Genomic DNA, 23,265 nt, shown 5'->3' on the forward strand with positions numbered 1-23,265 from the left:
GTTATAATCCGTCGATGATGAATAATGTAGGTCAAAAAATTAAGGACTTCAGAGAAGAGGCTGGGATATCCCAAAAGAAACTTGGTCTCGCTCTAGGCCTTTCTGACAAAGCTGTGAGCGCTTATGAAAGCGGTCGCACATTGCCCCCACTTGAGACCTTACACAGAATCTCGCAAGAGCTAAATAAGCCGCTGAAATTTTTCTTAGCGGAAGATGGCGAGGAGAGCGTACTCGAGGAACGTCTCGATACAATCCAAAGAAGCCTCGAAGCTATGCTTGTAGAGATAAAGGAAATCAAGAAGAGCCTTTAATAAGAAGAACGATTATTACCCGTCAGAAAACTACTGAAGCTCAGCTTCAAGTGCCGAGATCGTACTTATTCGGTTGCTCAACACCTTTTCAATTTCTGTGACAGATTTAGCAGAATACTCCTTAACCTTTTCGCCTTGGGCATCTTGAGTGGTGCGCAGAGTTGTAGCCTGCTCTCTTTGCTCTTGAGCTAGGGCATCATAAAGCTGGCGGGTTGTATCCCAGTATTGCGAAGTTTGCTTAATGTACTCGATTGTATTGGGAAATTGGGATCCAAGCGCCATTGATTTGCCAGTGGTGATATGTAGATCTTGCATGCATTCAGTTATTTTTGTGCTAATCTCCTCGTTTGATTGTGAGAAATCGATTCCATTAAGACAGTTATTGCTTGTAGCTAGTGCGATATTGTAATCTGTGACGTTCAGCTCAGTTTGGAGTGTTTCTAAATAGTAGCCGTACAGATCCGCATACATAATATCGACCCTCTGGATCTCCTCAATCTCGGCCCGCTCTTCTGCGGTTAGGTTAAGCTTGAGCAACTCGTCGTCAATCTCCTTTACCTCCTCAATAAGGTCTATCTGCGAGCTGACTGCTTCAATCGATTGAGTCAGGAGTGACATTCGTGTCGAGAGATCGGCCTCGTTGTTTATCTCCTCCTGTGCCTTGGTAAAATCCACGGCATTCTGCTCAAACTCCGAGATCAATTTCTCGCGCGACATTGAGCTCGATGCATATGCGTCGCGATTGTTAATTAAATTGTTATATTCACCAATATATTGATACAGGAGGTAGGAGAGTGCAAAAAGCAGAGTAAACAAAGCTATCGCATAAAGAAATACTGCGATCCTGCTCCTCTTCTTTTTTATTGGGGCGGCTGTAACCATTGTTTTAGGAATTTTAATAATCTCTTACCTCCAAAGAATGCAGCTACTCCTAGCAGAACTAGCAGCGAGAGATTGATAATGTATCGGAGTATATTCATATTGTCATAATTAGCAGTCTTTGGCTCAGTTACAAGATCTTCGCCGAAAGTAATCTTGAAATTTTGTGAGCTGCTTCGATTCGTGCTGTAGCCCCAATCGACTACATTGACGGTGACAGTGTAAGTGCCTGGATTTTCGGGGTATAGAGTTATTGTTTTTTCGTAAACCTGCCCTTCTTTAACCGCAAAATAGTCGTTGAAGTTCTTCTTATACCCAAGTCCGAGAGGCGCATCTAGTGCTACCTCTGTCCTGGTAGAGTCTACGTTTGGCTTAATTTTAACGATCAATGGCAGCTTCTTTGTCCAAGGTGACTGAGTTCCGAAGCTTAGGTCGATCTCATACGGCTCAGTTGGCTCTGCGCTTCCCGTTTGGGCTGATTCATCTACAGTCTCCTCGGGTGGCATAGGTCCAGTCGCATAAGCAGGTGAGGCTACTCCTACAATAAGCAGGGCAAGTAGAAATAATGTGATTAATCTGCCTCGGTTCATCTTCGCTATCCAAGCAACTTATATATTACAGCTACAAAACTCTTCACAGCCTGGTCAAATTCTCGATCATTTGGTGTAGCTCCATCGTGCACGATGTCATTTCGGAGCTTGTGTGCTTTCCAGATCGCATCATATGAGCTCTTATTAAAGAGTGATTTTGCCTTTTTCAGGTTATCTCCACATGAATCACTGTTATACAACTTTAGCTGTAAAGATTTAGAGAGTAAAGAGTCAAACTGGACAATTATATCTCTCATCTCACTGTCTGTAATAGGCTGATCTGCAAGCTTTCGCAGCTGTTCTGCTTTGCCAAGAAGTGCATCTTTCTTTGAATTATCCCTATTAGTCGAAGTAGCAGCATAAAGGATCAAACCAACCATGATGATTGCTACTATTATAACGATTGTTAAATTTGTGCTCATTTCTCTTTGTAGATTACTTTCTTAATTGCTTTGGCAACATTTACAGCTAACAGGGCCAGCATTAGGAATATGAATAGCGAGATCAGTTTAACAAATGTATCCCACCACCAGTAGTGCCTAATATTTACACTGTCCTCAAGAATATATGTACGCTCAGTGCCGTACAGAGAAACAATATTGAGGTCACCTCTAAGTGCCGCAGAGCGATTCTTTGCAGCCAAATTTTCTTCTTCAATAACCAAGCTACCGGTTATCTCAATTTCTTGTCCAGGGAATATAAGAATACTTTTATCCTCTTCAAAGCTATTCTCTTTGAAATTATCCTCGAAGTCAAAACTCACACTACTGATGATGCTATTTCCATCATTATGAATCGTAAACTTTGCACTAGATGCAGGGTTTAGTATAGAAGCCCCATCGATAATCTGGCTGCTGCTCGCCGAGAGAATTTCAGTAAAATTTCTATCTGTAAGACTCACCTCAATATCTTCATTCAAGAAGAAACCAAGCTGTGGCTTAAATGGGTTGTAGCTCCTCGTAACGAAAGCAACGTGATCTTTAAACAGCGGGTCATACATTTGAATACCAGTGATCACCTCAATCACAGGATCCAGTACGATCCAGCCCTTCAGATTATCCCACACCTCAACCCAGCTATGGATAAATCCAGACTCGTATACTCCCGAGCTGTCTGAGATATAGCCCTGTGTCAGCCTGCTTGGGATTGAATAGGCTCTTAGAACTGCAATCAGGAAATCATTGTAGTCGGCAGCTGAAGCAATCGCTGGATTCTCTAGCACGCGCTTCCCTTGGCGGTAGTTGGTGGCTGTATCTAATTCATTTTGAGATCCGAGACGGTCGAGTACATATCGATACAAGATGTTCGCAAGCTTTGCTTGCTCTTCTGTTGACAATTTTCTAGCATCTCGCTCAAATGATTGAACAATGCCACCGTTTTGTATGTACAAATCGATGCGCTTTAGCTCTGTCTCGTCAGAGAGGTCCCAGTAATCCGCTTTTTTCGTGCTGTTTTCAAACTGCTCAAACTGAAGTGTACCACCCGTTCCCTCTTCAAATTTGATCAAGCCCTCAATCTTTACCTTTAGCTCGCTCTCTGCCGGAACTGTATAGCGGAGTGAGAGATTGCCCTCTGGATCCATAAGTACCTTTGAAGGTGGCTCAGTTACCTCATCGATCAGCAGCTTCTGCCCATTGCCTATCTTAGGTATATTTACTTCAAATGTTTTCTGGATCTCATCTGTATTTACGAATTGCTTATTGATGCTAAATTCATAAACAAACTGGTCGGAACCGGAAATCAGTAGCGAGTCGTTCTCTGGTGAGGCGAAGTTAATTATCTTCTGGTTGTTCTGCTCAATGATTGTCATCCCCTTAAGCACAGGAATGAGTAGGTCATCAAAAGGTGAGTTAAGTGTAATCTTCACGTGCTCGGAAGTCGTAGAGCTTATGTGGAGAGGTAATTCACTGCTCTCGCCCTCCTGCATAAACTTTCCTTTGCTAAACGTTATCCTAAACTGTGCTCCTCTGGTTCGATCAATAGTGAGGTTGTTTAGGTCGACGACAAGCCGTGTTCCTTCTGATACATCGTTGTGACTTACTGTATACGCACGGTCACCCTTTTTCACACCGACATTATCGATCTGCTTAAATGGGAGGGTAATGGTGAAAAATTTAACAACATTTGCTGCCCCTTCCTCTGGTATGACATGTAGCTGAATCTCTGTAGAAAGTGTTCCCTCGCTGTTGATCGTATAGATGATTGAAGTAGTTTGTGTAAAGCCTGCAGCACTATCTTCAGAGGAAGCATATAAGTGAGTGGGGAGGAGAGATGTGAATAGGGCGAGTGCAAGTAAAATCGCTGAGCTACACTTTGATAGAATTTTCTTTAAATAGCCAGTCGAACTTGTCATATTTGCGGAGTATCTGTTTTACGATCGGTGTCTTAAGGGTAATGTTATTCTTCACCACAACCTCATCCCATCTAATCTTCCTAACCTTCGTTATGTCTCTATAGCGTGGATTCTGAACGACTTCCTGCTTTGCATTTTTTCTAATAACATAATATGCCATACCCTGCATGGAGTCTAGCTGTGATACATGTTTTGTGACTGAACTATAAGCCTCTACGACAATCATTGCAGTATTACGAGTATTGACTAGGGTAACATCGTAGCCTGGAGGGACGATAAACTTCTGCTCTCTCTTAATTTTTGAATAGATAATATCTGAATCATCTTGATGGAACTTCTGCATAATGACACTTCCAGTCCCGTAAATGACTTCCATGATTTTGGGATGTGTGGGGAGACGTGTGGCTCTTGTTTTTACAAACTCGATGCCTGCAAAATTGGCTGGGATCACATAGATATTTACCTTGAGACCCTTAGTTTTGAAGATATTGTCGTGATCAAGCCCCATGTACTTGTAATAAAAGACCTCTGGGGATGTAAGCTCCTCGTTTAAGAGTTGTGGGCGAATCTGGTCAATTTCTACTTTGCCAACCTCCTCAAACTGCATATCTTGTGTTGTAAGTTGGTAATCGTCTAGATACAACGAGAACCCGGCAGATTTTCTCAGGTCTACTTTCGCCATGGGTCATTATACCACACGACATTTTTGTGAAACTGCGCTGCGTTTCACGAACTCCGCCTTCGTGAAGTCGCACTTGCAAAGTGCGACTTCATTTATAGGTCTTCGAGGTAGTAGTTTAGCTCAACCATATAGTTGTTGACGCCATTTGCCCATTCATGACGCGGATTCTGTGCACAAGGTGGGCAGTAGGTTGCCTCAATTTGGAACGGGGTTAGATCTGTGCCATATCCCTTGGCAAGCCTCTCAGTCACTACCGATATTCCGTCTGACCAGGTTGCGAATCTGCTCCATGTGCTTCTGCCGTTTATTCTCCCTCCTCGCCATCCCCAAGCGTTATTCGATCCGGCAGGAGTAATATTTCCGAATGCAGACTCCACGCCGGAAATTGATGCCACCAGCCTCCAATCGAGCCCATGCTCGTCTGCCTCTTCTACAAATACTTCAGCGTACGGATACATTGGGGAGCTGTGGTCTTCAAGAAACTGCCTCATTGCGATATTTCTTGGATCAGTAGTGATAAAGTTACTGCCAACATTTCGTGGATTGGATATATCTGTTGGTGCCTTATTGAGATTTAGGGCAAGAGCAGAGTCAAAGATCTTTATATCGCTATTTTCAACTTCAGTGAGTATCTTACTTTGCTCTGCAGACACATTTTCAGAATTATATTCTATCAACCTTGATTCAATTTGCGGCGTAGCGATTGGGTCGAATGCAAAAACAAATAGGAGACACATTGAGATAATAAATATTATTCGCTTCTTTCCTGTGCGTTCTGTAGTACGCCTAATAATGCTAGATGTACCCCTACCTAAACTGGATAGCTTTTTCTTACTAACTATGTCTCTTTTCATCACAAATCAGTATATCAGATATACTATCGCACATATCTTAAAAAATTCTGAAATCAGATTCATATATATTAAAGATATATGAGCAAGTTCACGCACTTACACCTACATACCGAGTACTCGCTGCTCGACGGAACGATAAAGATCGCCAATCTTGTCGAGAAGCTTAAAGAGCTCGGCATGGATTCATGCGCCATTACAGACCATGGTGTGATGTACGGTGCCTACAAATTTTATAAGAGCCTGAAGGAGGCGGGGATCAAGCCGATAATCGGGTGTGAGGTATATGTCGCCCCGCGCGACCACAACCTGAAAGAAGCCGGAATAGACAATAAATATGCACATATGATCCTCCTGGCGCAAAACAAAACAGGATATATCAATTTAATGAAACTGGTGTCTGCAGGTCATATGGAGGGATACTACTATAAGCCAAGAGTCGACATCGAGACATTAAAGAAATATTCAGAGGGATTGGTAGCAACATCGGCCTGTCTTGGCGGAGTTGTGGCAAGACATCTAATGAACGGCGAAGATAAGAAAGCCGAGGAGATGGCCAAAATATTTGCTGAAATATATCCAGGCAGATTCTATATTGAAATCCAGCGAAATGGGATCACAGAGCAAGACGAGGTAAACCCGAAGCTGATTGAGATCGCGCGCAAGCTGGACCTCCCACTCGTGGCCACCTGCGATGCCCACTACCTGAACCAGGACGATGCACTTGTGCAAGAAGTACTTTGGTGCATCGCCGACGGGAAAACTTTGGAAGATCCCACGCGACGCACATATATGTCGCAGGAATTGTATGTCAAAAGCAGCGAGCAGATAGCTCAGCTATTTGAAGATCTCCCGGAAGCTGTCGAAAACACGCAAAAAATTGCAGACAGCATCGAAGAGTACTCACTTAGCTTCGATCGTGTTGAGCCACGCTTTCTCGGCCTTCCGAAAGGAGAGACATCCGCATCCTATCTTAGGAAGCTTGCATATGAGGGTGCAGAAAAGAAATACGGCAAGATCGACGAAGAGCTGCAGAAAAGAATCGATTATGAGTTAGAGGTAATTAATGAGAAAGGTTATAACGACTACTTCCTAGTTACGAGAGAATTCGTCATTTTTTGCCGCGAAAATGGGATTGTCGTAGGTATGCGAGGGTCAGGCTGTGGCTCGGTTGTAGCATACACAACTGACATTACCCATCTCGAGCCGATATCGTGGGAGCTCTATTTCGAGCGATTCCTCAATCCAGAGAGAAACTCACCACCCGATTTCGACATTGATATTGCTGACCGCAGGAGAGATGAGGTAATTCAATTTGCAATCGATCGGTACGGAATTGATAGTGTGAAACAGATCGGAACCTTCAGCAAGCTGCAAACGAGGCAGGCGATCAGGGACGTTTCGAGAGTGCTCGGAGTAGATCTAGCCGTCGCTGATCAGCTCTCGAAGATGGTTGAGATAGTATTCGGAAAGGCGAAAGATATTGACTATATGATCGAAAATAATAAAGAGTTCGCGCAGATCGTCGAGTCTGATCCATTGAATAAGCGGATGGCCGACATCGTGAGGCGAATTGCAGGTCTCTGTCGTGGAGTATCTACACACGCATGTGGAATCATCATTACCCCTGACGAGGTTTCAAACTATGTACCACTCCAGCGTGACTCGAAAGGCGAGGGTATTGGTATGACGCAATTTGAGATGTTTGATCTTGAGGAGGTTGGGGTAATGAAGTTCGACTTCCTGGGGTTGCGAAATCTGGGTGTGATAGGAGATTCAGTGGAGAAGATTAAAGGCTCTACTGGTGAAGAACTCGACCTTATGTCAGTTGATGCGAACGATCCAGATACATACAAGCTTATTCAAAGCGGCCACACAGTTGGTATCTTCCAGCTAGAGAGCGAGGGGATGCGCAAGACTATTCGCGGATTGAAGCCAGAGACACAGGAAGAGATCTGCTACCTGCTGGCTGCCTATCGTCCTGGCCCTATGCAGTTCATTCCGGAGTATGTAGAGGTGAAGGAGGGCAAGAAGGAGGCCGAGTATCTTATGCCCGAGCTGGAGCCGATCTTGTCGATCACCAATGGCGTTATCACCTATCAGGAGCAGGTTATCAGGATTGCTGTGGATATCGCTGGCTACACGATGGGTGGTGCAGATATGCTCCGAAAAGCGATGGGTAAGAAGAAGATGGATGTGATGGAGCAGGAGAAACCAAAGTTTATAGGTGGTGCAGTCGAGAAGGGCTTCAAACAGGAGAGCGTTGACCAGCTGTGGGAGAGGCTGCTTCAGTTCGCAAACTACGGCTTCAACAAGGCTCACTCTGCATCTTATGCGCTTGTGTCTTACTGGACCGCATACTTGAAGGCCCACTATCCGCTTGAATTTATGGCAGCACTCCTTGAGGGTGATCTGGATACATTTGATAGGGTTGTGATCGACCTGCAAGAGTGTGAACGGCTTGGGATTCAGGTGCTACCACCAGATGTAAATAAGAGTGATCATAAGTTTACGATTGATGGGAAAAATATCCGTTTTGGGATGGCGGCAATCAAAAATGTGGGCGAGGATGTGGTAAAGGTTATCGTTGAAGAGCGTGCCAAGAATGGCGAATACAGAAATTTCGATGACTTCGTTTACAGAAATATAGACAATAAAGTACAGAAGAGAGTTGTCGAGTACATGATCATGGCTGGAGCATTGGATTCACTTGGTGACAGGCAGCAGCTTATCGCTGCCCTACCTCTTGTTTACGATCGATATAAGCATGAGAAAACATCACAGAAATTAGGGCAGATAGATATTTTCTCAAGCGGACCGGCAGAGGTGCAGATGGTGCATATCGATCATCCAATGCAATTGCCTGAGGGCGAGCCTACTCCGGTATACCAGAAGCTAGAGTGGGAGAAAGAGCTGCTTGGAATCTATGTCTCAAGCCATCCGCTTGATGATCTGCATGAGTTCTTTGCAAGCAAAGGCGCTATACCTATCAGTGAGTTACTGCAGAAAGAGGCTGGACGTAAAATATATGTTGTTGGTGGAATTGCTAGCAATGTGAAGCGCATCACAACAAAGAAAGGAGATCCGATGGCCTTCGTGACAGTGGAAGATAAGAGCGCGAGTATCGAGATGGTGGTGTTTCCATCAGCGTTTGAAGAGGTTAAAGATGAGCTACTACCAAATAAGCCAATGCTATTTGCGGGTCGGCTCAATGACCGTGATGGCGATAAGAGCTTCATGCTCGAGAAAGCAAAGGTGGTTAATGCCGCAGCCCATGGCACAAACTTTAGCGGCGTTACATTTAAAATTAATGGTGTCCACACAGAAGATGACGTGGTTGAGCTTAAGAAATTTATCAAAGATCACCCAGGAAATGTCCCTGTGAGAATTATAATGGTGAACGATGGTGAGAGTCATGTCATGAACCTCGAGAACAAGATTGCGGTCAACGATGAGGCGAAGCAGCTCATTTCCCGCTTCAGCTAGGGATAATTGCTATAATAGTGCTGTTAACCTGAGCAGCAGATACTTTGCAGCCCGATATCGAACTTAAAAAACAGCTCGATCTTCTCCCAAACCGTGTTGGTGTGTATAAGTTTTACGACTCTGAAGATACGCTTCTATATGTGGGCAAAGCGGTCAACCTTTACGCTAGAGTTTCCTCATATTTCCGTGACGACCATTTTGACCGTCCACACATCATCCCGATGATCCCCAAAATCATCAGGATTGATTATATTGAGACAGAAAATGAGATTGAGGCGCTTGTTCTTGAGTCTGCGCTGATCAAAAACAACCAGCCTAGGTATAACGTCTTGCAGAAAGATGATAAGTCATATGCATGGCTTTACATCACAACACAAGAAGAGATACCGAAGATCTATATCGTGCGGTCAACTTCTATTGAAAGCCTGAAGAAGGGGAAGCTTTTCGGCCCATATCCAAGTGGTCGTGCAGTGCGGCAGGTTTATAGATATATCAGAAAGCTTCACCCATTCTGTACATGTAATTCTCCGACTAAGCCCTGCCTCTACTATCACCTCGGCATGTGTATTAATCCAGCATTTGGCGAGCACACGGTAGAGGAGTATCGAAATAATATTGATGAAATAATCAAATTTCTCGACGGGAGGAAGAAGAGGCATGTCACTGATCTGGAGAGGCAGATGCGAGAGTTTTCTAGCAATCGTGAATTTGAGAAGGCTGCACTACTGAGAGATAAGATCGAAGACTTAAAGCATCTGGGTAATAAGATAGATGTAGGCTATAGCGGAGCCGAGGAGGAGTATATCGAAAACCGTAATAAAATGCTCAGAAATGAGCTCGACGGCATCTCAAAGCAGCTCGGTCTTGCCCAGGTATCTCGCGTTGAATGCTACGATATCTCCAATATCCAGGGAACCTTCTCTTACGGCTCTATGGTTGTCTCCGAGGAGGGCGTAACAGATCCTAAGCAATATCGCGTATTTAAAGTGAAAAGTGTTGAGGGTAGTGATGACTTCGCAAGCCTCCGCGAGGTGCTTACAAGAAGGCTTAAGCATATCGACACCAATGTAGAGGATGAAAGTCTCTCTACGAAGCCTGACATTATTATGATCGACGGTGGAAAAGGGCAGCTTTCAGCTGTGATCGACCTGATACCAGACGATATCTTTCTGTTGGGAATCAGCAAGGGACGCAAATATAAGCGCAAGGGTGGCAGGAAGGTAGACGAGTTCTGGGTGGTACGAAACAGAGTTACCCTACAGATCCCGCTAAAGAAGCCAAGAATTCTTGTTACATTGCGAGACGAGGCTCACAGATTTGCATTGAAGCATCATCGAAAAGCGAGGAAAGCATATATGGAAAAATCATTGCTCGACTCGGTCAAAGGAATTGGTCCGAAAAAGAAAAAGCTACTTATGAAAGAGTATGGCTCGGTCAAAACGATGTGGGAAGCTGGCCCCGACAGTGTGAGATCGGTGCTCAAGGATCAGAAGCTTGTAGATGCGCTGTTCATCGAGCTAAAGAAGCGGTATGGATCAAACTAAAATTCGAAGTCATCTTTCGTATAGCCGCTCCTCTTATCTTGTAAATTCTTCAGCATATAGTCAATCATCTGATTTTCGGTACTGAAAGATGTCAGCACAAACATCTGGCCACTGCGATAGTTTTCAAATACATACGCTGTGCCTCCCATTCCAGGAGCAGCAATTTGTGCTTCAAGCACACTTCTCCCTTCATACTCAATATAGGTCGAACTAACAACCTTCCATCCAGACCCTGAAAATTCTTCTTCTCTGTTTTCAGCCTCTCGCGAATCTGTTGTGTCGGAAAGTAGCCCATCTGAGTTCGATCCTGATTCTGTGTCAGGCTTTGAGATATATGCATCATTGCTGTTTACCCTCTCGATAAATTCTACCAACATCACATCTGGAGGAAGCGAGCCCGCGCGACCAAGTGGCTCGAGGAAGACTTTTTCATCTTTGCCAATCTTTTTTAGCTCAACCCCTTGTGAATTTTCAATCTCAGTATCGTAGTAGCGGATCAGATACTCATTGGGAACTTTGAGATTCCATGGAAAGTGGGGGAGAAATTCGTTGCCTTCAGTCGAAGAGATAATAAGCTCTCGCTCATTTTCCAAGCGTACCTGGGCAGCAAGGCCCGATTTTGCTTCTTCAACTGAGATTTTCTGATACCAGATATCATTAAGCTTGTTATAGATTCTTAAGGCATTTTCTCCATCTTTTTTGATCCAATACTCTCCATACATCATCTCGTTGGAGGTTCTTGGTACGGACAAGATATGCTCCCATCCTGATGATGGCAGGATAGCGTTGTAATAATCTGCTACCTCCTTGAAGACTATATCCGGAGGGAGCCTGTAAACAGACTCGCCGTTAGAAAGGAATTTTTTGACGCTCTCCTCTTCAATATAATCCTTATACACAAACTGTGAGCCAGGGTAAATCGGAAGCTCCTTGAAGCCAACAACCTTTTCTTTGGCGACAGCGACACCATTTACAGATTCAACCTTGCTAGCACGGATAGAGACAACTTGGAGGATCCCTTGGTAGGCACCATAGATCACGAATAATGGGAGAATCATTATAGCTGCAACCTTAGCTACATTTCCAGCTGCTTTGCGAGCCTTGCCATATCCTTGGCGCTTCATTTTGGCCTTATTGCTGCTTTTGCGTGAGCTCAGGGCTCGCTTTATGCGACTAGGCTTCCTTCTGGCTACAGGTTTTCTCTGGCGCTTGGCGTTTTTCTTAAAGCTCGAGGACATATATGTCTTTGCACCTTGTTGGCTGGTGCTACTGGCTTTCTTGGCGGCTTTTCGTTTAATCTTTTGAGGCTTCCTGGGCATAGTATAAATATATTACCATAAGTCTGGTAAATTATAGGACAATATTTTGCTTTATGACTTTGATCTTGGTCTGGATTGCTAAAAGCGCGAAAGGATATTAAAATTGGTTGCCGTGATGGGTTTAGTGCGGCATGTTGATGCTGCGGGATCGTCTAATGGTAGGACACCGGCCTTTGAAGCCGAGAATCGGGGTTCAAATCCCTGTCCCGCAACGTCCCGAGAGCGTAGCGATCGGTTGACGTGCGTGGATGCCACGTAGTGGCGCCCGCATCCAAGAACGAAGTGATTGGCAAGCACTCGTGGGTGTCGCGAAGCGACGCCCGCATCCGAGAGCGAAGCGATCGGCTGGTACTGGTGGATGCCGCGAAGTGAAACGAAGCGGCGCCCGTATCCAAGAACGAACAATTACAACTATGAAATGTCCGTACTGTGCTTCTACCAACTCAAAGGTAGTTGACAAAAGAAATAAAGAAGAAGGAATAATACGAAGGCGTAGAGAGTGTCTTAAATGCTCAAAGCGCTTCACCACATATGAACGCGTCGAAAATGTCGATCTCACCGTGGTCAAGAAAGATGGGACACACGAGCAGTATAGCCGCGAGAAATTAACCAAAGGAGTGCGGAAAGCAGTCACAAATGCAGAGCTAAATATGGATCAGATCTCAAGCATGGTTGATGATATTGAGATGCATCTTCTAAGCATGGAGAGTACCGAGATCAACTCAAGTGAGATCGGCATGCTTGTACTCGAGAGGCTGAAAAAGCTTGACCCACTTGGCTATATGCGTTTTGCATCAGTGTATAAAGATTTTCAATCTCTTGAGCAATTTAGAGATGAGCTGGACGAGCTGCTCAAAGAGTCAAAGAAGTAAATCTTCTCTGATTGATTTCATCACCTGTTACGATAGTGTTCGGCTTATAACCCCACATACAATTTGTGGAACATACCAATCCCACAACATTTCGGCTAAATAATAATATAGGCCTAGCTCTTTGCTTGACTGGCACAACCTGTTGCGGTAGCTTGGTTGCAGATGGCAATATATTGTGTATGCTAAGCATTGTGAAGTGTGCATTATTTTATCTGACTCCGCTAACCTATCATTCAGCCCAAGGCATAGAATGACAGGCTAACGGGATTAAATTAAATCGCACCAGCAATGAAAGAGAGTCGTGGCTTCGCAAAGGTGATCAAGCGTGATGGACGCAAAGTTTCATTTTCCAAGCAGAGGTTGACCAATTCTATCTATAAGGCTGCCGAAGTAATCGGAGGCAGTGACAAACAGAGGGCGGAAGAGGTAGCGTCAGAAGTTATTAGCAAATTAAAAAAATCAAACGACGGTTCAGCCGTAAGCTCCACAGAAATATATCAGCAAGTTATTAGCACGCTTAAAGAGATGGGGCACGGCAAGACAGCGCACTCGTATGCTCTTTTCAGGGATATAAATAACAAGGCCAGAAATATCAAATCGCTAATTGATGCGGAAGAGCTAGTGCGGGATTACATAGGTGAATCGGATTGGCGGGTCAATGAGAATAGCAATATGGCTTACTCATGGCAGGGGCTAAACAATCATATCTCATCCTCTGTACAGGCAAACTACTGGTTGCACACAATATACCCCAAAGAGATTGCAAATGCCCATATAGAAGCGGATATGCATATTCACGATCTGGGAATGCTGGCTATCTACTGCTGTGGATGGAGCCTGCAGGATCTACTATTGAGAGGATTTACTGGTGTTCCTGGGAAGGTATCGTGTGCCCCTCCAAAGCACTTCTCGACCGCACTTGGTCAGGTTGTTAACTTCCTCTATACATTGCAGCATGAAGCAGCAGGAGCACAGGCATTCTCAAGCTTCGATACATATCTTGCTCCATTCATCAGGTATGACAATCTTGACTACGGCAGAGTAAAGCAGGAAATTCAAGAATTTGTCTTCAATATGAATGTCCCAACACGGGTGGGATGCCAGACACCATTTACCAATATCACGATGGATATACTCCCTAGCGGTGCTTTGGCTGAGGAAAGCGTGATAATAGGGGGCAAACTGATGCCAGAAAAGTACAAAGACTTTGAACCAGAGATGCTGATGATTAATAAGGCCTTCGCAGAGGTAATGATGGAGGGCGATGCGAGTGGTAGAGTTTTTACATTCCCAATACCGACATACAACATAACCAAAGATTTCGATTGGAACAACCCTGAGCTAACAGCTATCTGGGAAATGACAGCAAAGTATGGAATCCCATATTTCTCAAATTTCATTAACTCAGACATGAACCCGGATGATGCGCGTTCTATGTGCTGCAGGCTAAGGCTGGATAACAGAGAGCTAAGAAAGCGTGGAGGAGGGCTGTTTGGCTCTAACCCGCTTACAGGGAGTATCGGGGTTGTGACGATAAATATGCCCAGAATAGGCCACACGGCTAAGAGTAAGAAGCAGTTCTTTGAGAAGCTAGAGTCGATGATGGAGCTAGCTAAAGAGAGTTTGATCATAAAGCGTAATGTGCTTGAGGATCTCTCTGAGAAGGGGCTCTATCCATACTCTCGCTACTATCTTTCAAGCGTGAAAGAAAGATTTGGTAAATATTGGAAGAATCACTTCAATACAATCGGAATTAATGGTATGAACGAGGCGTTGCTCAACTTTTTGGGCGAAGATATAACTAGCGAGAAGGGTCATGCATTTGCTCTCGAGGTTATGGATTTTATGAGAGAGAAAATAGGTGGTTATCAAGAAGAAACAGGCGACATTTTCAACCTTGAAGCGACTCCAGCAGAATCGACAGCATATAGATTCGCGAAATCAGATGTTAAAAAGTATCCAGGGATTGTAGTAGCAAATAAGGAGGCTGACCTGGCTGACCCATACTACACCAACTCCTCACAGCTACCGGTGGGATTTACCGAGGATCTATTTGAAGCTCTCGACCTCCAAGATAGTTTGCAGTGCAAATATACTGGAGGGACTGTATTTCACGCTTTCCTTGGAGAGAGAATCCCGAATCTTGAGGCAACAAAGAAACTTGTAAAGCGAATGTGTGAGAAGTACAGTATGCCCTATTTCTCAATCACTCCAACATTTAGCATCTGTCCAAAGCATGGCTATCTTGAAGGAGAGCATGAGTATTGTCCGAGGTGTGACGAGGAGATCGGTTATGCACCTGATGAGGAGGTTGTTGATGACTTGGCAAAGTCGCACTTATTAAGTCGGACTTATCAAGTCGCACTTCGTGAAGGCGGAGTTATATAGAATTAAATTTATTATATTAGTATTATGGCAATCAAGCCAAAAAGACAGAAGTGTGAAGTATATTCGAGAGTGGTCGGCTATCTTAGGCCTGTCTCTCAGTGGAACAAAGGAAAGAAGTCTGAGTGGGTAGACAGAGTAGAGTATCGCAAGAAGTAGAAGAATTTATTCTAGAACAGATATGGTTATCGCTGGCTTAGAGAAGCTTACACTTCTCGATTATCCTGGGCGGCTTTCCGCAATAATATTCACCTATGGGTGCAATATGGTCTGCTCATATTGTCACAACCCTGAGCTTGTTGTCGGAAAGCTAAATCGTAAGGCAATATATAGTGAAGACGAAGTGCTAAAGTTTCTTGAAACTCGCGTCGGAAAGCTAGATGCCGTCACTATAACAGGTGGTGAGCCCACAATGCATAAAGACCTTCCCCAATTCATTAAAAAAGTTAAGGAGCTCGGCTTTGAATTAAAACTAGACACAAATGGGAGCTTTCCAAAGATAGTTGCTGCGATTGCAGAAACGGGGCTGGTGGATTACTGGGCGATGGACGTGAAGTATGCCGAAGAGCTTTATAGTCAAGGATTGAATGGCGGCCAGATGATTACCGGGATAAATGAGTCTATTCAGACTATAATGAATTGTGGCGCAGAGTATGAATTTCGTACAACATATATAAGGAGTCTACATAATGATGAAAGCGTAGAGAAGATTGGACAGATGGTTAATGGGGCGAAGTCATACTACATACAAAACTTCCGTCCTGGCAAGACAATAGACCCAAGCCTTACAGGCAAAGAGAGCTTTAAACCGAATGAGCTTGAGCATTTCGCACAAATAATGAGAAATTATGTGGATCGAGTAGAGATTCGGGCATGACTCTCGGGCTTATACAGTGCGCAATTTTTCTCTTAATGAAAAGAGTGAGGAGTTGACCATTGCAGGTATCCATCCACGCTTCATTCTTTTCCACATTGCCTTGAGCGAGTACCCATCAGCGAAGAACGGTCTAAACAGCCACTCTAAGCCAAGCTTGCTGACCCATGCCGGCGGCGCCTTCTTTACTCCTGATATGTAGTCCAGAGTACCCCCCAGCCCTATTCCGACCTTTATACCTGTATGTTTAAGGTTATCGTGCAGCCAGATCTCCTCGCGCTTTGGCGTGTAGCAGCAGAAAAGCACATCGGCACCGCTACTCTTCAAAATGTCGATCACAACCTGCCCCTCCTCTTCTTTGCGCTCGCCTGGGTAAATCTCGACAATCTCGAGACTGGGGTAAAGCTCCTGAAGTTTTTTTGCCGCTAAGATTCCAGTGTTGCCTGAACCAAAATCAAATCCACCAAGTATGGCAAGCTTATAATTTCGTTCTGCACATATCTTGGCGAGATCATATGCAACCTGAGAACCAGGTATTCGTTCTGGAACAATTTTTGTTAGCGAAGTCTTGTTGAAAATAATTGAGGCACCAGTTCCAATATATTGGCCGAGAACCTGTAACTTCCCAATCATGCCCCTGCTTTTGACCGGTCGTGACATAAATGTGGTGGCCCACAATATATATATCCCATCCGCAATTGATAGATCTGCGCCATTTAGGGCAGCTTTGAATTGCTCGTCACTTTGTGCATTTACAATATATTCAGAGTAAGGAGTAACAATATACTTTCCTGGCGCACCGCTCTCAGCCAGTTCAGTGAACTCAGTGAGAAACTGCTCCCTTGTCAATGGGTTTATTTTGACTCCGTGTAATTCGACTATGGGTAATCTCATAGTGTATTAAGATATCTGAAATTTCTACATTTTACATTTTAGGTTCGAACTTGTATATTGTATTCAAGTGACCTGTAACAGTTCACATGAGTGACTGATATGGATCATGGTTCGACATAAAATTTTTATTTATATTTCATGAAAACAGCCCAGAAATCATTTGCATTCGCTTTTATCGCAGTTTTGCTACTTTTTACTTTTGTTCCATCATCATACGCAATCGACACAAACTTGCCACCAAGTCCTACTCAGGAGCAGATAGAGGCTGAGAAAGCTCGATTGAAGGCATTAAAGCAGAAGATGCTGGAGGAAAAAAACAATATAGCAATCTCGAATGAGAAGTGCGCAGCAGTCCAGGAGAAAGTTCAAAGCAAACTAAATGGCTACTCGAAGACAGAGGGTAAGTATACAGATAGGTATAGTAATATTGTGTCAAAGCTTGAGGAAGTAAATACGAGCCTTAAAGAGAGTGGTTACGATACATCAGAGCTTGAAGCAAATATTGAGACTTTGAAAGGCTTGGTCACGGTTTTCCAAGAGGATTATGAAGACTTTAAAACTGAGCTTCAGTCGGTAGATGAAGCCGCCTGCGAGCAAGGAGAAGCTGCTTTCTTGGAGAAGATGGAGGAAGTCAGAGCAAAGATGAAGAAGGTTCGGGATGATGCATCTGAGATTAGAGTATTCATAAAGGGCACATTACGCCAAAGCCTTATGGATCTGAAGGAGCAGGTAAAGCAGGATCAGCAGGATAATAAGGAGAAAGATAATGAGTAAGCAGAGGAGATCTATTGTAGTTGCAGCGGTATTTATAGGCCTACTGGCGATAGCTTTTGGGGGTGTAATGGTATACGGCACTATGAGTGAGAAAGGACCACTATCGCTTTCAGAAGTACTTGCCGATCTTGACAGTGACATTGGGGAATTGGACGCAGATAGCGATATGAGTGATCTTACGGCAGATCAGCTTGGTATGGAGTATGTATCTGAGAGCATTGATCAAACCGTAGAGGAAAATGAAGGATCTGTGGACGAGCTCGACGAGGCTCTTGACCTTTCCGACCTAGATGCCGACGATTTCGGCTACTAATGTATCTTTCTTTATCCCACCGCATTTTTTAGATCCTTGATCTGGTCTCGTATTTCAGCGGCCTTCTCAAACTGTAGGTTTTCAGCAGCGATAAACATCTTATCTTCAAGGTCTTTGATAAGGCTCTTTACCTTGCTTTTCGGAGGCTTGCTCTCTTCTATCCATGCAGCATAATCAAGCGGAGTATCGTCTATCTCGTCTTTCTTCAGAGATTCACGTATCCCTTTCTGGATGGTGGTTGGGGTAATGCCATGCTTCGTATTATATTCTTCCTGGAACTTTCTCCTTCTTCTCGTCTCTGTGATCGCATATTTCATGCTATCAGTTTCCTTGTCAGCATAAAGAAGAACTCTTCCTTCTTGATGTCTTGCAGCTCGACCAATAGTTTGTACTAGGCTGGTTCGTGACCTTAAGTAACCCTCTTTGTCTGCATCCAAGATAATTACGAGGGATACCTCGGGTAGGTCGATACCCTCACGTAGTAGATTGATTCCCACCAATACATCAAATTCGCCCAGCCGTAATTTTCTTAGGACATCGACTCTTTCAACAGTATCTTGGTCAGAGTGTAAGTAATGAACTCTAATATCCATATCCTCGAGATAGGCAGATAGATCTTCTGCCATACGTTTCGTAAGAGTTGTGATAAGGACTCGTTGACGCTTTTTAATGTTTGCGTTTACCTCAGCAATGACATCATCGATCTGATTCATAGTTGGGCGTACATCGATAATTGGATCAAGTAGGCCCGTTGGCCTTGTAAGCAGCTCGACAACATTCTCATCGCTATCTTTTATCTCCCACTGTGTTGGAGTTGCTGAGACATATGTTGTTACCCCTTGGCGCTGCCTAAATTCTTCAAAGTTGAGCGGTCGATTATCTCGTGCTGTAGGTAGCCGGAAGCCGTACTCAATCAAAGTCTCCTTGCGGGCTGCATCACCCTTTGACATCCCACCAATCTGAGGAACAGTTATGTGGGATTCGTCTATAAATAGAAGGTAGTCGTCTGGGAAGTAATCCATCAATGTATATGGAGGGTCACCGACCTGACGATCTTCGAAGTAGATCGAGTAGTTCTCCATCCCTTTGCAATAGCCAACCTGAAGCAGCATCTCAATATCATAGGTAGTTCTTTGCTTCAATCTTTGCGCCTCGACGATCTTGCCCATCTTGTTGAGCGCCTCAACCTGGATCTCCATATCTTTTCTTATCTCTTCTGCAGCCTTATTTACAACATCGTAGTCGAAGATAAATGTCCTAGAAGGGAAGATTTCGATCTTATTGATCTGGGCTAATTTCTGGCCTGTAAGGGCATCAATGTAGTTTATCTCTTCAAGCTCGTCTCCGAAGAACTTTAATCTGATTGGGAGCTCATGGTATGGAGTAAATATATCTACGATATCCCCTTTTATCCTAAATGAGCTTGGAGTAAAGTCGGTCAAATCTCTTTGATACTGCATTAATACCAGATCTCTGCTTAGCTTTGAGATTGGGAAGGAATCACCAACCTTCATTGTGATCGAGTGGCCTTGATAATTTTCAGGATTGCCTATGTTGTATATACATGAGACTGAAGCGACAATTATTACATCCTTCCTCGTAAGCGCAGCATACATGGCCGAGTGTCGCATCCGCTCAATCTCATTGTTAATATCGGACTCTTTCTCAATATAGAGATCTTTGCCTGGGATGTAGGCTTCAGGTTGATAGTAATCGTAGTATGAAACGAAATATCTAACCGCATTGTCAGGGAAGAACTCGACAAACTCCTCGTATAGCTGTGCTGCCAAGGTTTTGTTGTGGGATAGTACAAGGGTAGGGCGGTTGGTTCGTGCAATCGCGTTTGCCATCACAAATGTCTTTCCAGAGCCTGTTACGCCAAGTAGAGTCTGCTTATTGACCTTATTATCAATATTGCTGACGATCTGCTGTATGGCTTTTTCCTGGTCGGGGGAAGGAGTAAGTTGTGTGCTTAAAGTGAAACTCACATCGCAATTTTATCACGTAGCGATAATTTCGAGAAACAAACAGGTGAATAATGGACAAAGGTGGTCTTATTTGCTCGTCCAGTTCCACACCCCATCCCAATCATCCTTTGGTGCGAGGCTCAGTTTCTTGATTCGCTGTGACATAAGCTTTGAAGGATTGTCGTCGTACAGTATCTGGAACTTGTGCATTGCGTGGTAGAACTTGCCAGAAAGGTAAAGCTTCAATGCCTGCTCGTAAACTTCTCGCTTGGCTAGATTTTCATTGGAGCGGCGCATTGGCTCGTATATATGCAGGACTGTTGAAGAGCCTTTAACCTGGACGATATCCACCTTTCTAAAGATGAAGTCATGTGTGTCACGTGCGTACTGAGACGGGAATGATAAAAGAGCTTCGACCCCATACTTTCTGGTCAAGCCCTCTAATCTCGATGCTATATTTACATTTTTGCCTATAAGGGTTTTGGTCTTGCTGTTTGATTGCGAACTACTCCCAAGATATCCAATTGTTGCAGGGCCTTCGTGAACACCAACACCTATAGTGAAATCTACATTTGTTGCCGTCGAGTACTCATTGGATAATTCTCTAAGTTTTTCTTGAGTATTTAGGACTAGCTTATAAGTTACATCCTTGTCCTGAATATTCCAATATGCAAGAATCCCGTCACCGAGGTATTTATCTATTTTCCCGTCATTCTGCTTAATGATCAAACTGGCTTTGGTAAGGAAGTTGTCGAGCATTATGAAAAGGTCGTGTGATGAAAATTTCTCTGACATCTGTGTAAAGCCTTTAATATCAGAAAAAAGAATCATCAGATTCTCCCGTACAGGGTGCTTATACTTTTCCTCAAAGAATCCTCGCTGATAGAAGTTTAAAAGCTTCTTGTTAAACATTTTCCCCACACCGGCAAATGATGAAGCTGTCGGATAAGCTGTATTTAGATTCAAGTAGATCATAACATCATATAATCTATTATATTCATCATGGCGGTCAAGTGGCGTCGCTATAATCACTGATAGTGGCAAATGGCCATACCTGAGCAGGAAAATGTGGCGCTATTTATTGCTGACAAGCGATAGGAAAATTTAATAAGTCATTTTTGCAGTGTGTTGTGCAGACTATCGATAGTAGGCACCGCCGTTCGGTTGTGCATCCTTGAGACTTTGAATTGCGTAGAGGGAAAGAATTTAATGAAATCTTCATGAAAAATTTCCAATTCACGTATATAATTGTCACCGATGGCAGACATTAAGAAACTCCCACAAGAATTAATAAACCAGATTGCAGCAGGCGAAGTGATTGAACGACCAGCTTCGGTGGTCAAAGAGCTCATAGATAACAGCATTGACGCTGGTGCCGACATAATAAAGATACGCATCAATAAAGGGGGGCTTGAATTAATCGAGGTTTCAGATAATGGGATAGGCATCTCTAGTGACATGCTAGGATTGGCGTTCGAGGCACATTCAACCAGCAAGATAGACTCCTTAGAGGATCTAAACAACCTTCTTACCATGGGTTTTAGAGGAGAGGCTCTCTCGACAATAGTGGCGATTGCAGATGTAACTGCAATATCAAAGCACTCAGAAGAGTTAGCATATAAGATCGCCTTTGAGGGCATTACTCCAACAGGTATTGAGCCAGCAGCTCGAGACGTCGGAACTACAGTAATGGTGAAGAATCTTTTCGGGAAAATCCCAGCGCGCAGAAAATACCTAAGAAGTGCAGAGACTGAGTATCGCAAAGTGATGCAGATAATTTTGCCATACCTGATCATATATCCAAATGTTGCTTTCAATATCGAGAAAGATGGAAGAACTATCTATAACTTGCCGAAGATACAGGGTGTAACATCGAGGACTCTGCACCCAGGTCGTTTCAGGGAAGTTGTAAGGGCAGACTTTGCCGAGGAGATGGTGGATATATTTTATGAGGGAGAGGGGATGAAAATCGGTGGGTTAGTCGCTCACCCGAAATTTCACCAGTCGAAGGTCAATCACATATATACATTTGTAAATGGGCGTCCAGTTAGTGAGAGAGGGCTTGTTAAGAGTGTTATTCAGGGGTTCGATCGATTCATACCACACGGAGATAAAGTCCCACTGGTACTGATGGTGGAAATTAAGCCAGACCTTGTGGATGTAAACGTCCATCCACGCAAGGAGGAAGTTCGCTTCATCAACCCATACCGTGTTTACTCTGCCGTGGAGCAGGCCGTGGCCTCAGCCCTCAGTCAGCAGATCAAGAGCGAGTACTCTTCAAATATTTCATACGACGGCGTCGCACATGAAGATAATGCTTACAGCAGGCTAAGATCGATAGTAAGCTCGTCGCAGGGTGACGGATATAGTAGCTCGGGCACAGCCGTCCTTGATTTTTCGAGGCAGAATCGATCTGTTGATGAGAGTATCCGATTCTCTGAGAATCTGTTGCGAGATCAGAGTGAGTCACTTCCTGTATTTGATAGCGAAAATGGCGAGGTTAAATTGGGCGAGATACTGAACGTCGCGCAATTTTTCAAGAAATATATTTTTGTGCAGTTTGAAAGCGAGCTATGGGTGGTAGACCAGCATGCCGCAGCAGAGCGAATCACTTTTGAGAAGCTTCTGAGTAACTATAATCAGAGTGGAAGTGGCGGAGCAACACTGGATGTTCAAAATCTGCTTGTGCCAGAGCATATACAGCTTGAGGAGACAGAACTAATCTTTATGAAAGAAAATACTTACTTCCTTGAATCGCTTGGATTCTCTGTTGAGGTTGATAATACGGGGCTAAAAGTTACTGCAGTTCCTGTTGAATTTCATGAAGCAGATTTAACCAAGCTTATAAAAGAGGTTGTAGATCTTGGTGAGTATGAAGAAGGGGAGATGCTGTTTGACCTAAATAAGCAGCGGGAAAATGTGCTCGCGACAATTGCTTGTCACAATAGCATTCGGACCAATCAGAAGCTTCACTATTCTGAGGGTAGATCTTTAGTCGAGCAATTAATGAAATGTGACAACCCTTATAGCTGCCCGCACGGCCGCCCAATAGTGTGGCGAATATCTCTCACCGAGTTGGATAAGAACTTCGATAGAACCTATTAAGTACAGCCCGAAGACAAGCTGTACTGCTTTGTGATACGATATACACTGGTAAATTAAGTTCTCACT

Annotated in this window: 18 protein-coding genes, 1 tRNA gene and 1 pseudogene; 10 read left to right on the forward strand and 10 right to left on the reverse strand. The window is 44.0% G+C overall.

Features of this window, described 5'->3' with window-relative positions:
* The first annotated feature begins 14 nt into the window (after window positions 1-14).
* Window positions 15-311, forward strand: a complete 297-nt coding sequence (locus tag QY318_04410; protein WKZ31053.1) for a helix-turn-helix transcriptional regulator — start codon at window positions 15-17, stop codon at window positions 309-311.
* A 30-nt stretch (window positions 312-341) separates the two neighbouring features.
* On the opposite strand, the gene QY318_04415 is transcribed toward QY318_04410, so the two are convergent.
* From QY318_04415 to QY318_04440, 6 genes are all read right to left on the reverse strand, one after another.
* Entirely contained in the window at window positions 342-1,193 is an 852-nt protein-coding gene (locus QY318_04415) for a hypothetical protein (protein WKZ31054.1), read from the reverse strand.
* Window positions 1,172-1,780 (reverse strand): hypothetical protein, encoded by a 609-nt coding sequence (locus QY318_04420; protein WKZ31055.1) that lies wholly within the window; start codon window positions 1,778-1,780, stop codon window positions 1,172-1,174. The genes QY318_04415 and QY318_04420 overlap by 22 nt, the downstream gene beginning before the upstream one ends.
* Before the next feature lie 5 nt (window positions 1,781-1,785).
* The gene (locus tag QY318_04425) at window positions 1,786-2,202 is read right to left on the reverse strand and encodes a hypothetical protein (protein ID WKZ31056.1); all 417 of its coding nucleotides are present in this window, start codon (window positions 2,200-2,202) and stop codon (window positions 1,786-1,788) included.
* On the reverse strand, window positions 2,199-4,133 hold the full coding sequence (locus QY318_04430) for a transglutaminase domain-containing protein (GenBank protein ID WKZ31057.1): 1,935 nt from the start codon (window positions 4,131-4,133) through the stop codon (window positions 2,199-2,201). Before QY318_04430 ends, QY318_04425 begins: the two co-directional genes overlap by 4 nt.
* Complete coding sequence (locus QY318_04435) at window positions 4,087-4,815, reverse strand: glucose-6-phosphate isomerase family protein (protein ID WKZ31058.1); 729 nt, start codon at window positions 4,813-4,815, stop codon at window positions 4,087-4,089. Before QY318_04435 ends, QY318_04430 begins: the two co-directional genes overlap by 47 nt.
* Before the next feature lie 92 nt (window positions 4,816-4,907).
* On the reverse strand, window positions 4,908-5,669 hold the full coding sequence (locus QY318_04440) for a hypothetical protein (GenBank protein WKZ31059.1): 762 nt from the start codon (window positions 5,667-5,669) through the stop codon (window positions 4,908-4,910).
* A 78-nt stretch (window positions 5,670-5,747) separates the two neighbouring features.
* Here QY318_04440 and dnaE point away from each other — a divergent pair, with 78 nt between their 5' ends.
* On the forward strand, window positions 5,748-9,152 hold the full coding sequence (gene dnaE / locus QY318_04445) for a DNA polymerase III subunit alpha (protein ID WKZ31060.1): 3,405 nt from the start codon (window positions 5,748-5,750) through the stop codon (window positions 9,150-9,152).
* Between the two features lie 44 nt (window positions 9,153-9,196).
* Entirely contained in the window at window positions 9,197-10,696 is a 1,500-nt protein-coding gene (locus QY318_04450) for an excinuclease ABC subunit UvrC (protein ID WKZ31061.1), read from the forward strand.
* Here the strand turns inward: QY318_04450 and QY318_04455 are convergent.
* A complete protein-coding gene (locus QY318_04455) occupies window positions 10,693-12,015 on the reverse strand; it encodes a hypothetical protein (protein WKZ31062.1) in 1,323 nt (440 codons plus the stop codon). The two genes, QY318_04450 and QY318_04455, sit on opposite strands and share 4 nt — an antisense overlap.
* A 141-nt stretch (window positions 12,016-12,156) precedes the next feature.
* Here QY318_04455 and QY318_04460 point away from each other — a divergent pair.
* The 4 genes and pseudogenes from QY318_04460 (at window position 12,157) to QY318_04475 (ending at window position 16,149) form a co-directional block, all read left to right on the forward strand.
* Window positions 12,157-12,227: transfer RNA gene (locus tag QY318_04460), tRNA-Gln, on the forward strand.
* A 36-nt stretch (window positions 12,228-12,263) separates the two neighbouring features.
* Complete coding sequence (nrdR, locus tag QY318_04465; protein ID WKZ31063.1) at window positions 12,264-12,887, forward strand: transcriptional regulator NrdR; 624 nt, start codon at window positions 12,264-12,266, stop codon at window positions 12,885-12,887.
* 288 nt (window positions 12,888-13,175) lie between these two features.
* Window positions 13,176-15,431, forward strand: a pseudogene (locus QY318_04470) (ribonucleoside triphosphate reductase).
* 22 nt (window positions 15,432-15,453) lie between these two features.
* Window positions 15,454-16,149, forward strand: coding sequence for an anaerobic ribonucleoside-triphosphate reductase activating protein (locus QY318_04475; GenBank protein WKZ31064.1), 696 nt, complete (start codon window positions 15,454-15,456; stop codon window positions 16,147-16,149).
* A gap of 9 nt (window positions 16,150-16,158) precedes the next feature.
* Here the strand turns inward: QY318_04475 and QY318_04480 are convergent, their stop codons facing one another.
* On the reverse strand, window positions 16,159-17,040 hold the full coding sequence (locus tag QY318_04480; GenBank protein ID WKZ31065.1) for a WecB/TagA/CpsF family glycosyltransferase: 882 nt from the start codon (window positions 17,038-17,040) through the stop codon (window positions 16,159-16,161).
* A 138-nt stretch (window positions 17,041-17,178) separates the two neighbouring features.
* On the opposite strand from QY318_04480, the gene QY318_04485 reads away from it, so the two are divergent.
* Both QY318_04485 and QY318_04490 read left to right on the forward strand, forming a co-directional pair.
* On the forward strand, window positions 17,179-17,814 hold the full coding sequence (locus QY318_04485) for a hypothetical protein (protein ID WKZ31066.1): 636 nt from the start codon (window positions 17,179-17,181) through the stop codon (window positions 17,812-17,814).
* Window positions 17,807-18,127 carry a hypothetical protein gene (locus tag QY318_04490; protein WKZ31067.1) on the forward strand — a complete coding sequence of 107 codons (321 nt, stop codon included), beginning with the start codon at window positions 17,807-17,809 and terminating at the stop codon, window positions 18,125-18,127. The genes QY318_04485 and QY318_04490 overlap by 8 nt, the downstream gene beginning before the upstream one ends.
* 11 nt (window positions 18,128-18,138) lie before the next feature.
* On the opposite strand, the gene uvrB is transcribed toward QY318_04490, so the two are convergent.
* Both uvrB and QY318_04500 read right to left on the reverse strand, forming a co-directional pair.
* Window positions 18,139-20,115 (reverse strand): excinuclease ABC subunit UvrB, encoded by a 1,977-nt coding sequence (gene uvrB / locus QY318_04495; GenBank protein ID WKZ31068.1) that lies wholly within the window; start codon window positions 20,113-20,115, stop codon window positions 18,139-18,141.
* A 66-nt stretch (window positions 20,116-20,181) separates the two neighbouring features.
* Window positions 20,182-21,069, reverse strand: coding sequence for an adenylate/guanylate cyclase domain-containing protein (locus QY318_04500; protein ID WKZ31069.1), 888 nt, complete (start codon window positions 21,067-21,069; stop codon window positions 20,182-20,184).
* Window positions 21,070-21,351: 282 nt separating this feature from the next.
* Between QY318_04500 and mutL the strand changes: the two genes are divergently transcribed.
* Entirely contained in the window at window positions 21,352-23,199 is a 1,848-nt protein-coding gene (gene mutL, locus QY318_04505; GenBank protein ID WKZ31070.1) for a DNA mismatch repair endonuclease MutL, read from the forward strand.
* The last annotated feature ends 66 nt before the right edge of the window (window positions 23,200-23,265 follow it).

The organism is Candidatus Dojkabacteria bacterium, from assembly GCA_030583845.1.
Lineage (GTDB): Bacteria > Patescibacteriota > Dojkabacteria > SC72 > JAHDCA01.